This window comes from Caballeronia sordidicola (genome assembly GCF_002220365.1).
GTDB classification, from domain to species: domain Bacteria; phylum Pseudomonadota; class Gammaproteobacteria; order Burkholderiales; family Burkholderiaceae; genus Caballeronia; species Caballeronia sordidicola_C.
Map to the genome: position 1 here is coordinate 1 of NZ_MTHB01000023.1, position 16,004 is coordinate 16,004.

The following is a 16,004-nucleotide window of genomic DNA, read 5'->3' on the forward strand; positions in this document are numbered from 1 at the left end:
CGCTTCTAACTCGCGCTTCTAACTCGCGCTTCTAACTCGCGCTTCTAACTCGCGCTTCTAACTCGCGCTTTTATCGCCGCATGCGGTGTCCTCGCATGCGGCGTTTTCATCTTCACCTAGATTGATGTTCACTTAGCTAGTAGTACACAGTTTATAGCGATTGACGTCGTCTTCGAGAAGCATTCGTAGATTTCTGCGGCCGGCCGCGTCGACTAATTGTTTCCCGAATCAATCGCACGAATCTCTCTACACAGGAACGCGAGTCGATGACATCCTGCAGTCTCGCCAATTCAGGTACTCCTGTAACATCTTGGCAACAACATGCAACCAGAGGCGCATTCTTCGCGGCAGGTTTCGCAGTCGCGGCTTGGGCACCACTGGTACCCTTCGTCAAAAATCGGCTTGCAATCAACGAGGCAACTTTGGGTTGCCTTCTTCTTTGCCTGGGTGTCGGCTCAATCCTCGCGATGCTCAGCTGTGGAGGCCTCGTCTCCAAGTTCGGCTGTCGGCGCGTCATCAATTCATCAATGGTAGTAGCCGCGACAACGCTCAGTTTGTTGGGCTCCGTGGACGATCTCTACCTCACCGGGATGGTACTGGCAGTATTTGGCGGCGCAATTGGAACAATGGACGTTGCAATGAACGTTCACGCCACCGCTGTCGAACAGCGTTCAGGACGGCGCATGATGTCCGGCTTTCACGCGCTCTACAGTATTGGTGGCCTTGCAGGCTCCGGGAGTGCTGCCACCGCTCTGTCAACGGGCGTTACGCCAGCCGCTACGGCGATGGCAGCCGCATCTGCACTCGTCATTGCGCTCGCCCTGTTCGGGCGGCATTTCCTGAGCGACAAGACCCAAGCACGGGGCTCCTCACTTGTCCTCCCGCGCGGGAGTGTGCTGCTGCTCGGAAGCATGTGCCTCATGCTGCTTTTGGTCGAAGGCGCGATGCTCGATTGGAGTGCCCTCCTGCTGTCCGGCTCCAAGGCGATGCCGGCAGTGCAGTCCGGAATGGGATACGCGGTCTTCGCCGGCACCATGACGGCGATGAGACTCACGGGTGACCGGATCGCTGCCACGCTGGGCGCGCGACGCGTGGTACGCATAGGAAGCGCCCTCGGCGCCTCGGGCGTTGCTCTGGCGGTTTTCGCGCCTGATGCGACCCTCACCATTGCCGGCTTCGCGCTTATGGGCATTGGCTGCGCCAATATCGTTCCGATTCTCTACTCCGCTGCAGGTGCCAACAAATCCATGTCGTCGCAACATGCCATCGCGGCGACAGCGACGCTCGGATACGCGGGTACGTTGACTGGACCTGCAGCCATCGGCTTTATCGCCCACGGCGTCGGTTTGCCTGCGGCGTTCGGACTTCTCGCAGTCCTGCTTGTACTGGTTTGCCTCGCCGCAAACATTGTCCCCAAGCACTAGCGCACTGACGCACGGGCTTGAGCGTCGCGACGCGCTTCTGCGGGCAAAACGCGCTCCAAGGCGAAACCATTACACGCTACTGCGTCAGATTGCGTCAGTTTCAATGTGGTTGCGAAATTGAGCGTAATTTAATGGACGCAAATACTGGCGACATCTGCTCAATCCGCGACGGAGTGAAGCAGTTCTAACTGCCAGACCCTACATACGCGAAGTCATCATGCAAAAAAATCACGACGTCATCGTAATCGGCAGCGGAGTCGGCGGCGGCACTGTTGCGCGCCGCCTCGCCGAAAACGGGGTGAACGTTCTGGTGCTCGAGCGGGGCGACTGGGTTCCGCGCGAAGCAGACAATTGGAGCGTCGCGTCCGTATTCCACGAGAAGAAATACACCGCCCACGACACTTGGCTGGACGGGCAAGGCAATGAGTTCCGCCCCAACATTTACTACAACGTTGGCGGCTGCACCAAATTCTATGGCGGCAGCATGATTCGCTTCCGCGAAAAAGACTTTGGCTTGCTCGAACACGAGGAAGGTATTTCACCGGCGTGGCCTATCAGCTACGCCGACATGGAACCGTACTACTGCGAAGCCGAATCCCTCTTTGACGTTCATGGGGATGACAACGGCGACCCCAGCGCACCGTGGCGCAGCAAACCCTATCCCTCACCAAAGCTCACATCCGAGCCGCTCGTTCAGCGGATGGCCGACACAATGCGTCGTCATGGAGCGAGCACGTCTGCACTTCCGGAAGCCATCGACTATGGCCCGAAGGGTCAATGTATCCGCTGCAAGACGTGCGATGGATTTCCGTGCAAGCTGGGTGCCAAGTACGACGCGGAAACAGCCCTGATTCAACCCGCTCTCGCGACGGGTCGCGTAAACATCCTCACGAATTGTTATGTCCAACGGCTTGTACTTGGCGCCGATGGCAAACGTGTCGAGGCGGTGGAGGTCATGCGCGACGGACACGTTGAGGTTCTGCGCGCAGGGGTTGTCGTCGTATCGTGCGGGGCAATCAACAGCACAGCGCTGCTGCTGCGCTCCGCCTGCGATACCGCGCCCAAGGGCGTCGCAAATGGCTCCGGTGTAGTTGGCCGCAACTACATGGCACACAACCAGACCGCATTGATGGGTTTGTCGTTCGAGACAAACGATACGGTCTTCCAGAAGACGCTCGCGCTTAATCAGTTTTACTTTGGTGACGGCGAATACCGCTTCCCTCTCGGGCACGCCCAGATGCTCGGCAAACTTCAAGGCGGCATGCTCTCCGCAAACGTGCCATTCCTGCCTAAAGCGGTTGGGTCGACAATGGCTCGGCACAGCATGGACTGGATTGCCTTCTCAGAAGACTTACCCGATCCGGAGAACCGTATCGTTCTTCGTGACGGAAAGGTCCAGCTCGCGATCAAGCGAAACAATCTGAAGCCCCACCATCGCCTCGTTGAGAAACTGACGTCGCTTTTGAAGAAAGCAGGGTATCCCATTGTTCTGGTGAAGCCACTGATTCGTCACTCGACATCGCACCAGTGTGGCACCGTCAAATTTGGCGTCGACCCCGCTACTAGCGCCATCAACGCACACTGCCGCAGCCATCAACACGAAAACCTTTTCGTCATTGACGCTTCATTCATGCCGTCGTCTGCCGCGGTAAACCCCGCGCTGACCATCGTAGCGCAGGCTCTGCGCGCAGCCGACCACATGCTCAAAGAAGACTTTCGAACGATCTCACAACACGCCGCATGACGCGCCTCAAGAGGTGTCGGGTACGCAGGCTAGCCAGGCTTGGTTAGCCGAGATTCAACCGAGATTTCGCCGAAAAACATAAAACGTAAACTGTGTTGCGGAAACGCGCGCATCTGTATCAAATTGCCATGCAAAGGAGCGATTAAATGGCTGAAAAGAAAGAAATGACCGGCGGTCAAATCGTCGTCGAGTATCTCATCCGCGAAAAGGTGCCTTACACGTTCGGCATCCCGGGGCACGGCAATACGGCCCTGCTCGATGCGTTCGTGGACCGTCAGAAGGAGATCACCCTCGTCCCGGCCATGCACGAGCAAGGCGCCTCGCACATGGCCGACGGCTACTATCGTGCGACCGGCCAAATTGCGGCAGTGTGTTCGTCGATTGGACCGGGTGCCACGAACACGCTCACGGGCGTTGCAACCGCGTTCGCTGACTCGTTTCCGCAGTTGCTGATTACCGGTGGCGTTCACACCTACATGACCGGCAAAGGCGTGCTGCAGGAAATCGACCGCCCGCATGGCGATAACTTCCCGCGCATGGCTGAACCGGTCGTCAAGCGCTGGTGGCAGCCGAGCCATGTCGCGCAAATCCCTGGCGTGATGACGCAAGCATTCAACGTCATGCTCGAAGGCCGTCGTGGTCCCGCGCTCATCAATCTGCCGCAAGACCTGCAGGCTGAATCGGCTTTCGTTGAACTGCCGGCGCCGCAGACCCACCGCTCGCACGGGCGCCTGCATGGCGACCCGGTTGACGTCAGCAAGGCCGCGAAGCTGCTGCTGTCCGCCGAGCGTCCCGTCATCCTCGCAGGCGGCGGCGTGATTGCAGCCGAAGCGACCGAACTTCTCGTTGCTATCGCTGAACACGTTGGCGCAGCGGTCACGACCTCGTTCATGGGCAAAGGCTCCATCTCGGAAGACCATCCGCTGTACGCGTGGCCTTGCGGCGACCTTGGCTCCATTCCCGGCAACGCGATGACACGTGAAGCCGACGTCATCCTGTCCATTGGCTGCCGCTTCAGTGACCGCATCACGTCGTCGTACCGCCCAGGCGTTACCTTCGACATTCCGAAGACGAAGCTTATCCAGGTTGACATCGACGGCTTTGAAATTGGCAAAAACTACCCAGCCGAAGTTGGCATCGTCGGTGACGCGAAGGCCATTCTGTCCGCGCTGCTCGATGAAATGCGCGACCTCGCCAAGCCGCGCGACTACCAGAACGCGCCACAATTCAAACGCCTTCAGGGACTCAAGGCGGAATGGCTGGAGCACCTGCGTCCGTTGCGCGAATGTAACCACTCGCCAATGACCATCTCGCAGGTTCTGTTTGAAGCCCGCAAAGTGCTGCCGCGCAACACGATCGTCGTCACGGATTCAAGCAACCCGCAAAACCAGGTGTTCAACGAGTTCCCGGTGTACGGTGCGAAGCAACACATCACGCCGGGTGGATTCTCGGGCATCGGCTTCGCGCTGCCTGCAGCGATTGGTGCAAAGCTGGGTGCACCGAACCAGCCAGTAGTCGCGGTGTGCGGCGACGGTGCTTTCCTGCAAACGGGTCAAGAGCTGGCGACGGCTGTCATGATGGGCATCCCGGCGGTGTTCCTCATCATCAACAATGGCGGCTGGGGCGCTATCCGTAACCTGCAGCTCAACATGTTCGGCGAAGACCGTGAAATCATCACCGGCTTCAAGACGCCGGATGGCGCACCGTGGTCGGCCCACATCACCAACTTTGCGAAATCACTTGGCGCCGAAGGCGAACGTGTGGAGGATCCGCGTCAAATCGGCGCCGCCTTGCAGCGCGCGATTCAGTCGGGCAAGCCGTATGTGGTCGAAGCGATTTGTGCGATTGAGCGGCCTTATAGCAACATGCATCCGACCGGCTGGTGGGACATCACGGTTCCAGCCTACCTCGGCGAACTCCGCGATAAATACGTAGAAGGTCGCGGCTTCTGATAGCTCGTCAGCCCGCGGATAAGAGAGGGTGCGGAATGGACACGCCGTTTTCGCACCTCTCACTCACGGACGCACAGTTCCGATTCGAGGAGCTGAAGCCTCCTGTTCTTAATGTCGATGTCCGCCAAGCGACTTGAGAATCCCGGGTAGCTTGCGGGTGCTTCACCTCACGGTTCTTTCGCGCGGCAAATCATGTCGTTTCCGCCCTTGCCTGCCAGTTTTAAATTGGAAGCTATATCGATGGCGCCGGCGCGGCCGACAGTTCATCGCGTGCATGTCGTTCTAGCAAGATAGGCCAACTACCGTCTAAAGGGGACATCTGTCCCACGCAGCGTGTGCCGTTGCTTTGCTAGCTCCTTGAATTCTTATTGTTGAGGGATGAAATGAATCGTCGACTACGACTTGGGATGGTGGGCGGTGGCCAGGGTGGCTACATTGGTTGGGTGCATCGGCTCGCAGCACGGCTCGATGATTGTTACGAGTTCGTCGCCGGCGCTTTGTCATCAGACGAAAAAAGAGCCCTGGAGAGCGGTCGCGCGCTCTTGCTCGACCCGTCGCGCATTTATACGGATTACCGTGACATGGCGGCAGCGGAAGCTCAGCGTCCTGACGGTATCGACGCGGTTGCTATTGTTACCCCGAATCATCTGCACGCTCCCGTCGCGAAGGCGTTCCTCGAGGCAGGAATCCACGTGATTTGTGATAAGCCACTCGCGCTGTCGTTGGCCGAAGCCATCGAAATGCGCGACCTGGCTCAACGTCAAGACAAGCTTCTCGCCGTCACATACACCTACTCGGGATATCCGATGACGCGCCACGCGAAGGAACTCGCAGCGGCGGGAGAACTGGGCGATGTCCGATTCATCGCTGTGGAGTATGTTCAAGATTGGCTTACAGAGCCGGTTGAGCTGCAGGGCAACCGACAAGCCGAGTGGCGTACGGACCCGACTCGCACGGGCGCAGGGGGTTGCCTCGGCGATATTGGAACCCACGCGTATCATTTGGCAAGCTTCGTGACCGGCATGCTTCCTGACAAATTGTCAGCTGACGTTGTCTCCATGGTGCCGGGTCGCCGGGTTGACGACCATGTGCAAGCCACGCTCTTCTATGAATCCGGCGCGCGCGGCAACCTGATTGCCAGCCAGATTGCCGCTGGCGAGGGAAACGCTTTGCGCCTGCGCGTATATGGGACGAAGGGCTCCATCGCATTCGACCAGGAGCATCCTGACTTCCTCTGGCACACGCCGCTCAATGGAAATACCGTGCGACTGACAAAGGGACGCGCCCATAGCCCCGCTGCGGACCATGCGGCCCGCTTTCCCGCGGGTCATCCCGAGGGATTTTTCGAGGCATTTGCACAGCTTTACCGGGACGCGGCCCTTCAAATTGCAGCCAAGCTTGAAAATAGCCCTATTCCGGCTGCCAGCGCTTGGCTGACAGACGTCAACGACGGCGTTGAAGGCATGCGCTTCGTGGAGGCAGCGCTTCGCAGCCATGCAGGCAGCGGTTCGAAAGTGACTATTCGCTAGCCGGCCGGCCAGATTTCACCCCGCCGCCCATGTTCGCGGCCCCGTTTTGACGAGCACCTTGCGGTGCACTCTACGATTGGATATGTTGGGGTGTGAACGCCGCACGCCACCCTGATGGTGCCCCCTCCACTCTAGATTGCCGCCAAGCTTATGGACCGACCGCAAGACCGCACCAATCTCCAGAAGAACCTAGTGCTACTCGTCGAGTCATGCAGCTCAGTTGCCGGTCTATGCCGTAGCCTCGACATCAACCGGCAACAGTTCAACAAATACCTTGCCGGTCAGCATGCACCCTCGCACAAGGTGCTTCAAAAGATATCGCGGCACTTCATGATGGAGGTCCCTGACCTTTACCGTCAGCCAGCCGACTTCAAACAATTCTACGAAGGTTTCGAAAGCGAATTGCCGATGGGACTTCGCTCGTCGTCACAGTTCGCCACTTTTCTGCCATTTGCAAAATCGTCAGTCGAACCTCTGCGCGATTATCTAGGCGTTTACTATCGTTACCACAACTCGTCCATCTATAAAGGGCGCATTCTTCGGTCAGTCACGTGCATCTACGAGGCCGAGTCGACAATCCAGCACGTCACGGTAGAACGATTCCCGCTGCTGGACGGGAGCGGAAAAACGGGCTATTCGTTCACGTACTACGGTTTCTGCTTCCTGATTGGGGACCGGATTTTCATGGTCGACTTCGAAGGTCAGCAGCAAAACGAGCTCACCTTCTCGATATTGACGCCCCAGCACCGTCGACCTATCCGCTACTTGTACGGCCTGGTTTCCGGGGTAGCCTCATCCTCGTACCGGCAGCCGTTTTCGACGAGACTCGCTTTTGGTTTCTGCGACAAAGGCAAAATCAAAAAGAAGCATTTGCAAAACGCGACGGTTCTTTTGCCTAGTGATTCGTCGCTCCCATTGGAAGTTCGGGAATACATGGCGGGTGACAATTCGACAATCCTATGGGGCGGCGAAGGCTGAGCACTCACCGGCCAGCGGGATGGCTAGTTGCTTCGGTTACTCGTGTGTCGACCACAGAGCTGTTAGATTCGGCGATTGTAAGATCCGTAGTATCCCGAAATTTTTCCATGGCACTCGCCGGATACTCGTCCGGCCGCCAGAACCAGAGCCAAATAGCCACCAGCGAAAGAAACAGCCCGATAGCAACAATCGCGACGAATGCGCCAAGCATCGTCTCCGGCATAGCCTGCCTGAACAACGCATAGAGCGACAAGTTACCGGCAAGAGGCAAGGGATCCATTTCTCTTCTCCTGAGTGCAGGACTGTGGCAAGGTGAGAAAGAGTCTCCTCCGCTGACACTCGCCAATCAACTTCGCAATACCTCGCAGACTTGCGCGGATTGACGCGGCTCTTCTGTGGCTTATACCTGGCTTACCCGTGGCTTACCCGGTCAATGACAGCTCACCCGTCGAAGCAGTTGTCCTGCGCCAGTTTGCGTCACTGCGCGACCGCTTGCGAAGTTGCGGCAGGAATTTTGAAGTCAAATACTGGGGGAAGCAAGGGACGAACATCAAAACCACATCCGCAGCGGCCGCGAAGCCAAAACGGTACGATCAGCATACGAAACGTGAGACGGCTTTTGATTGCTGCAACGGTGCTTACCCTGACCGCCTATCTGACGCGCAACATTCCGTTGGGTGTTGAAGCGGTCACCCTTAGCCGCTTTGGCCTCCATATTGGGAAGCTCGATGATTGAGTCCTCGCAAATGCAAGGACACTCGCCATAGCCCGGCTTAAGCGCAAGCGCTTCGCCCGCTTCCGTGACATAACGGAACCCGTCTAGAAAGCCTGGGGCTCGGCGGTTGATAGAATGAAACTACCTTCAAGGTTTGAATGAAATGACCCGCAAAGACACAAAATTGCTCGCAGCATTCTGGACAATTGCGGGCAACACAAACCCCGACGATGCAGAATGGATTAGCCCGGATAGCCTCGCTGTGCGCGCTGAAGCCGCTTCCAACGCTGGCTGGAAGGGCATTGGGTTAAGCCTCGACGATTGTCGCTATAGCGTACAGAAATACGGTGCGCCCGGAGTTCGACGCATTCTGAAAGACAACGGCCTCGAATTCTTCGAACTCGAAATCCTGATGGACTGGTACACGACCGACGACCGTCGCAAAGCATCTGACCGCGCACGTCGAGAATTCCTGGAGTTCGGTGGCGAATTGGGAATGTGCAATCTAAAGGTTGGAGTCAGCCACCTTGACCTCTCTCCCACGAATTACAGTCAGATGGCCGACGAGTTCGGGAAGCTCTGCGACGACTTCGGCACGATAAACGCAACGGTTGGACTTGAATTCATGCCTTTTTGCAAGGTTGCAAGTCTCGCAGACGCACTTCCTATCGTACAAGACAGTAACCGGGAAAATGCTGGCCTGATCATTGATATCTGGCACGTAGTCCGTAGCGGCACTACCTATGAAGATGTTGCCGCAGTCCCTGCCAACTTTATCAAGGGCGTTGAGCTCAACGACGCTAAGACAAGCGCAATCGGCACGTTGATGCACGACTCGGTGTATCACCGCAAAGCATGTGGTGAGGGCGAATTCAACTGCCCATCCTTCATCGATGCCGTGAAAGCAGCCGGATTTCACCAAAAGTATTGGGGGGTGGAAATTCTCTCGGACTTCCTTCGCAAAGCACCCGTCGACGTACGCGCCAAGCACGCCTTCGATACGACCATTGCCCAGTTCAATCCGGCTTGATATACGCGCGCGGTGCGATATCGTTTTCACAGATTCGTCGTGACCAAGCGCATAGGGTAAATGAATGAAGCCTGTGTAATGCTGCCACGGGCTTCTTCCGATGCTTCTTCCGATAGATCAACTGAAGACCAGCGTTTCAAGTTGCCGCTTCAATTCCTTTGCCACTGCATAGCTGTTGCCTTGCTGCTGCTTCTTGCAGAATGTCTCGCTGCACCACCAGCCGTCAAAACCCGTCGCCTTCACGGCGTCTGTCCAATCTCGCAGGTTCAACACCCCGCTTCCTGTTCGCACATCCCGCAAGATTGGCTCCAGCGGTACGCCATCCAAATGGGGTAAGGAATCGCACACATGCACGCCATAGATGTAATCCCGGTCAACCTTCGACAGATGTTGTGGCGTTGCTCCCGACGTGTAGCAATGCCAGAAGTCAATAACAAGCTTCAAGTTATCGCAACCGGCTCGCCGTACGATATCTACTTGCTGCTCCAGCGAACTGAGCGGAGTCCATGAAAGCGCCTCAAGATACACGGTCAAGCCATAGTCACGAGCGCGGCCAGCAATTGCGGCGAGGCTCTTCACGGTCAACCTCACCTGATCATCGTGAGAATGCTGAAGGAGGCCCGTGTAACGCTTCGAATACCCGTTCGCCTTGAAATCAATGACCGCCTGAACGTCCAACGGCCCTGTGACAATCTGGACGCCCTTAGCCCCAATGGCGGACGCCAACATGAAGAGCTTATCCGCCTCCCGAGAGAGTTCCTTCTCAGCGGTGCCCTGCCGTTCGATGTCGACAAGCGCACCGATTCCGTGGACCATAAGGCCGTCGAGCTCACGGCGCAGGTCATCGACCGAATAACCCGCATCGAGATATTTCCGTACCTTGTCCTGCGTTATTTCTACCGCCGTGTAACCGGCGCGTCGTGCGATATCAAGTTCCATCACCAACGTCGAATGCTTCGCGACGGTGGTATTGAACGTGATGCGGTTCTTATCAAGGAACACCTTTGACTCCCATAGATACGGTGGCTTGAGGAAGCACACCCATTCGAGCCATTGCGACTAGCCTTGGCGCTCGGTCAGCGCCGACTTTGGACTAGCAAGACTTCTACCGCGGATGATGTCCGACGCCCTCTCGCCAATCATCGTGCAAGCGGCGTTTGTATTGCCCGACGGAATGCGGGGCATCACCGACGCATCGGCGACTCTAAGGTTCGCAATCCCTCGAACCCGCAACTCGGGGTCAACTACACAGAGTGGGTCACTGCCCATTCGACACGTCCCGACAGGGTGAAGCGCCGCCCGTGCGTTCTTTCGAAGGTATTCGCCCAGTTCCGTGCGGCTCGCGAACTGCCGGCCCGGATAGTGCTCGCGGTCGATGTACGGTTGTATTGCAGGTTGGCTCATGATTTCCTGACCAATGAGAAACCCTTCGGCCAGCCGCTCAACATCGTATTGCTCTACCATGTAATTGGGCACAATCCGGGGCGGGTCATCCGCGTTCGCACTGCGCAACGACACCTCTCCTCGCGAACGCGGTTGTACATGCTCAAAGTTCAGCGTGCATCCCGTTCCGCCCGGCACACTTAGCGTGCCCTCCTCAACACCGGCGCCCACTATAAAGAAATACTGCAGGTCAGGCGGCAGGTCCGTTTGCGTCCCTCGACAGAACGCCCCGCCTTCGATGAGGTTGGACGCGATGGGACCACTGCGTGCGACGGCATACTGCAATGCGGCCCACGCTTTCCAGTGCAGCTTTTTGAACTTGTCGTAGCTGTCCGCGCCCGCTTTCATTTGATAGACCAACGACATCTCAAGGTGGTCCTGAAGATTCTTGCCTACGCCGGGAAGGTCGGCATGCACTTCGATGCCATGTCGCTCCAACAGTGCGGCATGACCAATGCCTGAGAGCATCAAGAGTTTGGGCGAATTGATGGTCCCCGACGATACGATGACTTCACTGTCCGCGAGGACTTGCTCTTTCTCACCGTCAACCGTGTATTCGACGCCCACAGCCCGGTCCTTCTGTACCAGGATTCGAAGCACTTTCGCTCCGACCAGCACCGTGAGATTTCCGCGCTTCTCCGCCGGTCGCAGATACGCACTTGCGGAACTCGAGCGCAACCCATCCTTGACGGCGACCTGGTATAAGCCACAGCCGTCTTGGGCGCCACCGTTAAAGTCATGAACATACTGAAGGCCGGACTGCTGGCAAGCTTGCAGCCATTTTCGCGTTAGCGGATGAACGCTCGCAGGGAAGCTGATACCGACAGAGCCGCGCGTGCCGTGGTATTCGTTTGCGAAATCGGCATTGCTTTCTGCGCGCAGAAAATAGGGAAGCACGTCCCGGAATGCCCATCCATGGGCACCGGCAGCTTCCCAACTGTCGTAGTCCTGCGGTTTCCCTCGCACATAGACCATGCCATTGACAGAGCTGCCGCCGCCGAGGACACTTGCTTGAGCCATGGTGTCGTTCTCGTCACGCTCGTAGCCAATTTCGGGCTCCCAACGATATCGCTTTAGAAGCCCGCCTTGCGCGGTCTTGTAGTAGGTGCCGGGGAAGCGAATGTAGGGGCTTGAATCCCTTGGACCTTCCTCAAGAAGGATGACCGTCGCGGACGGGTCTTCGGAGAGGCGAGACGCAACGACGCAGCCTGAAGTTCCCCCACCTACGACCACATAAGTTGCACTCGCTGACCGAAGCTTATTCATGTTGTATCTGAATGATTGTGATGCGACTGTTCCCGACAAGATTTTTATCGCGGCAACGGGGTACGGCCATCTAGGAAGGACACTCAATAGAATCAGGACTTGATTCATCAGGACTTGATTCAACCGGCCGCAGACGGATTACGGCATAGTCTAATAAGTATTCCCAATCAAATGTCCGGGTTCAATTTCGCACCTCTCGCACTTATCGACGCACAGTGACGCATAGGTGCGTCAGTTTTTAACTCAACGTCTATTTCTCAACAACAGCGCGTCACTCAGCTTCAGGAAATGAAGGAAGTGCGAAGTTGACCAAAAAATTTTGAATGCCGACGCTTAAGCTTCCAGGCTTTTAACACGTCGGAAACGCGTTGACGTCGAACGTTGACAGCACGTCGCACTCTCGCCTTCTGACCGTCAATGCCTCCCACACGCTACCTGCATAGGCCTTGAAGGCAACCAGAGGATAAGAGACTTATGCCCTTTAGTTTGCACCCACATATGAGTCCAATCGACGTGTGCGTCATATTGGATTCTGCTCTGCCAGCCACTTGGATTGGTTTTGCCGCGCTCGGCGCAACTGCGATTGTGACAACAGTCGGTATTGCTTGCGTGCTTTTCACCAATATCAGAAAAGGTGCAAACATATCGGTAGTTGACTGACCCGCAAAACACAGTGCGAGAGGGCATTGGCTAAGTTCGACGCGTCACCGGTCAGCACGATGGCCTCATCCGTGCGCTTGCGGAGGTAAAGCTGGCCGCAGTTCAGGCAAACGCAAAACCGGCCTCATTGACCCGATACGCGCCGATACAATCGCCGCAGCATGCAGAGAAATCAGCGATTGCGCATCCAGTCGGCGGTATCGAAGAAGGAGGTCAGAAGGCGTTCGCGCAAGGGCGCGTCGAGGCCAACGTCTTCCATGGCCCACGCCATGCAACGCAACCATTGATCCCGTTCCGGCGATGCAATCGCGAAGTTCATATGGCGAGCACGCAAGCGCGGATGCCCAAAGCGGCTGATGTAATGGTCCGGTCCGCCCATCCACCCGCACAGGAACCAGAAAAATTTATCGCGGGAATTCTCGAGTGTGGGGGGATGCAATGCGCGTAAAGGCGCGAATTCCGGTTCGAGATCCATCAGGTCGTAAAACCGGTCGACGAGTGCACGCACGCGCTCCTCGCCACCAACGAGTTCAAATGCCGTCGGTTGCGGCGCTTGCTCAATATTTGCTTCAGTCATGCGTTTTCTTCAGGGTTATCGGGACATGGCGCAATGAGCGCTGCGGGGTTCGTGTCGCGGGCAGCCGATCGCGCCCGGCTATGCTTGAGCCGGGTCTCGATCGCCGGGTCTCGATCACGCATCCCGCAACGATTGCAGTGCAGGCCGAGACAATACGCGGCGAAGGCTCATCCAGCCGCCCACGCCTGAACACACGACACCCGCCACGATGCCCGCCGGCACGAGCCACGGGTTGAAATCGATGTGAAATTCGAATACGTGCGTCGCCAGCACCCATCCAATTCCCTGCGCGCCGAGCGCCGCCATCAGCCCGCTCAATGCGCCCACTGCCACGAACTCCGCGGTCTGCACCGAGCGCACCTGCTTATGCGACGCCCCGAGCGCGCGCAGCAACGCGGACTCGTGCACACGCTCGTCGCGCGTACCGGCCAGCGCCGCGTACAGCACGAGCACGCCCGCCGCTAATGTGAAGACGAACAGGAACTGCACAGCGCCGATCACCTGCTCCAGCACGCGCTGGATCTGCGCGAGAATCGGTGCGATATCAATGGCGGTCACGCTCGGATACTTGTTGATCAAGCCGTCGATCAAACCCTGCTGTCCCGGTGGCAAATGGAAACTCGTGATGAACGTGGCCGGCAAATCACTGATGGACGGCGGCGGCATCAGCACGAAGAAGTTCACCTTGAACGAATTCCAGTCGACCTTGCGCAGACTCGTGACCGGCCCTTCGACCTGCATGCTGGCTACGTCGAAACGCAACGTATCGCCGAGCTTCACGTCGATGATCTTCGCAAGCCCCTCTTCTATCGATACCTGCGCCTTACCGTCCGTGCCGTACCAGTCGCCGCCGACCACGCGGTTATCGCTGGGTAATTCGGTTGTGTACGAAAGGTTGAACTCGCGGTCCACCAGACGCTTTGCGTCGGCCTTTTTGTAGTTGTCAGGACTCACCGCCTTGCCGTTCACGGCGATCAGGCGGCCCCGCACCATGGGCGATAACACCGCGTCTGCCTGGCCATGTTGCGAGAGGTAATCGGTCACGCCGGCGCGCTGGTCGGGCTGGACATCGATGAGAAATTCGTTTGGCGCGTCCGGCGGCGTCGATTGCCGCCAGCCGGCGATCAGGTCGCTGCGCGTCATCGCAATGAGCAGCAGGCACATCAGGCCGATGCCAAGCGCCGTGATCTGCAGCGCGCTCGCGCCACTGCGGCGCTCAAGCGACGCCAGCGCGTATCGCCAACCCACGCCCGCGCCCACGCGTTCGCTGCGCACAAGTCGCGCGGCCGCCCACAGCGCCACGCGTGCAATGCCGCCAAACACCACCAGACCGCCCGCGAATCCGCCCGCTACGATCCCGCCCAGTTTCCATTCGCCCGCCGCGAGCACGAGCAAACCGGCGAACAGCAGCACGCCCACGCCGTAGGCGATCCACGCTACCCGGCCGGCGTCGCCGAGTTCCCGGCGAATGACGTGGATCGGGGGCACGCGTGTCAGCGGCAGCAACGGCGGCACGGCGAAACCAAGCAACAGCACCAGTCCGGTCGCAATCCCCTGCAGCGCGGGCCAGACGCTGGGCGGCGGCAATTCGACATCGACGAGCGTTCCCAGCCAGTCAAGCAATACCAGATGCCCGCCAAAGCCAAGCACGACACCCACCGCGCTGCCAAGCAGCCCGACCATCAAAAATTCGCCGATGAACAAAAACCGCAACGTCCCCTGGCTCACGCCGAGACAGCGCATCGCGGCGCAGCCATCCAGATGGCGGCGCGCGAAGCGGTGCGAGGCCATCGCGATGGCAACCGCCGCGAGCAGCGCGGTGAGCAGCGAGACGAGCGTGAGGAAATGACTGGCTCGGTCGATGGTCTGACGCACTTGCGGCTGGCCGTCCTGCAGCGATTCGAGCGCGACGCCGCGCAGCTTGCCGTCATCCACTTTTGCGCGAGCGAACGTGGCGAACTGCTTGACCTGCGCCTCCGGTCCCGCCACCAGCAACCGATAGGTCACGCGACTGCCGAACGTGACGAGGCCGGTGGACGCGAGTTCATCGGCACGCATCATCAGGCGCGGCGAAAAGCTGACGAACGAGAAACCGCGGTCGAGTTCGCGTGTGATGACCGCCGCTACCTTGAACGCGCGCGTACCGACGCGCACGGTTGCGCCGACGGGCACTTTCAGCGCATCGAGCAATGCTGGGTCGACCCAGACGGTACCGGGTGCGGGAATAGAGGTGGTGGCAGTGCCCGGCTGATCGACCGCAGTCGCAATACTCACCGCACCGCGCAGCGGATACCCAGGCGAAACGGCCTTCAACGCAGCAAGGCGGGCGACAGGCGGGGCGGACGCGACGGACGCATTTCCCGGAACACCCGCGCTGATCATGCTGGGAAAGATCGCGGTGGTCGCGGTCTCAAGCTTGAGTTGAGCCGCTTCTGCGGCGAATGCGGGATCGACCGGATGATCGGCGCGCACGACAAAATCCGCAGCAATCATCTGCCGCGCATCCCGTTCCAGCCCCTGGCGCATCCGGTCGCCGAGAAACCCGACGCTCGCGAGCGCGGCAACCGCCAGCACAAGCGCCAGGATGAGCATGGTCAACTCGCCCGCGCGCCAGTCGCGCGCGGTCATTCGCAACGACTGGCGCGCGATCTGCGTGAAGCTCAGTCCTTGCTGCTTTGAATCCTGC

Annotated in this window: 11 protein-coding genes; 6 read left to right on the plus strand and 5 right to left on the minus strand. The window is 58.3% G+C overall.

The window, feature by feature from the left end; genetic code table 11:
* Positions 1–266: 266 nt before the first annotated feature.
* The 5 genes from BSU04_RS02435 to BSU04_RS02455 all read left to right on the plus strand — a co-directional run bounded on the left by BSU04_RS02435 (position 267) and on the right by BSU04_RS02455 (position 7,627).
* Positions 267–1,424: an MFS transporter gene (locus BSU04_RS02435; protein ID WP_144021104.1), complete on the plus strand. Its 1,158-nt coding sequence runs from the start codon at positions 267–269 to the stop codon at positions 1,422–1,424.
* Positions 1,425–1,641: 217 nt separating this feature from the next.
* Entirely contained in the window at positions 1,642–3,168 is a 1,527-nt protein-coding gene (locus tag BSU04_RS02440; protein ID WP_089159096.1) for a GMC family oxidoreductase, read from the plus strand.
* Positions 3,169–3,314: 146 nt separating this feature from the next.
* Positions 3,315–5,120 (plus strand): thiamine pyrophosphate-binding protein, encoded by a 1,806-nt coding sequence (locus BSU04_RS02445; protein WP_218827219.1) that lies wholly within the window; start codon positions 3,315–3,317, stop codon positions 5,118–5,120.
* 383 nt (positions 5,121–5,503) lie between these two features.
* A complete protein-coding gene (locus BSU04_RS02450) occupies positions 5,504–6,649 on the plus strand; it encodes a Gfo/Idh/MocA family protein (protein ID WP_089159097.1) in 1,146 nt (381 codons plus the stop codon).
* A gap of 192 nt (positions 6,650–6,841) precedes the next feature.
* On the plus strand, positions 6,842–7,627 hold the full coding sequence (locus BSU04_RS02455) for an XRE family transcriptional regulator (RefSeq protein ID WP_256982035.1): 786 nt from the start codon (positions 6,842–6,844) through the stop codon (positions 7,625–7,627).
* Positions 7,628–7,631: 4 nt separating this feature from the next.
* On the opposite strand, the gene BSU04_RS02460 is transcribed toward BSU04_RS02455, so the two are convergent.
* Positions 7,632–7,907, minus strand: a complete 276-nt coding sequence (locus tag BSU04_RS02460; RefSeq protein ID WP_089159099.1) for a hypothetical protein — start codon at positions 7,905–7,907, stop codon at positions 7,632–7,634.
* A gap of 598 nt (positions 7,908–8,505) precedes the next feature.
* Here BSU04_RS02460 and BSU04_RS02465 point away from each other — a divergent pair.
* A complete protein-coding gene (locus BSU04_RS02465) occupies positions 8,506–9,372 on the plus strand; it encodes a sugar phosphate isomerase/epimerase family protein (protein ID WP_089159100.1) in 867 nt (288 codons plus the stop codon).
* A 117-nt stretch (positions 9,373–9,489) separates the two neighbouring features.
* Here BSU04_RS02465 and BSU04_RS02470 read toward each other — a convergent pair whose 3' ends face one another.
* The 4 genes from BSU04_RS02470 to BSU04_RS02485 form a co-directional block, all read right to left on the minus strand.
* Positions 9,490–10,374, minus strand: a complete 885-nt coding sequence (locus BSU04_RS02470) for a sugar phosphate isomerase/epimerase family protein (RefSeq protein ID WP_218827220.1) — start codon at positions 10,372–10,374, stop codon at positions 9,490–9,492.
* Positions 10,375–10,431: 57 nt separating this feature from the next.
* Positions 10,432–12,081: a GMC family oxidoreductase gene (locus BSU04_RS02475; RefSeq protein WP_089159101.1), complete on the minus strand. Its 1,650-nt coding sequence runs from the start codon at positions 12,079–12,081 to the stop codon at positions 10,432–10,434.
* A gap of 832 nt (positions 12,082–12,913) precedes the next feature.
* The gene (locus BSU04_RS02480; protein ID WP_089159102.1) at positions 12,914–13,318 is read right to left on the minus strand and encodes a group II truncated hemoglobin; all 405 of its coding nucleotides are present in this window, start codon (positions 13,316–13,318) and stop codon (positions 12,914–12,916) included.
* Between the two features lie 114 nt (positions 13,319–13,432).
* Positions 13,433–15,946: an ABC transporter permease gene (locus BSU04_RS02485; RefSeq protein WP_089159231.1), complete on the minus strand. Its 2,514-nt coding sequence runs from the start codon at positions 15,944–15,946 to the stop codon at positions 13,433–13,435.
* Positions 15,947–16,004: the final 58 nt, after the last annotated feature.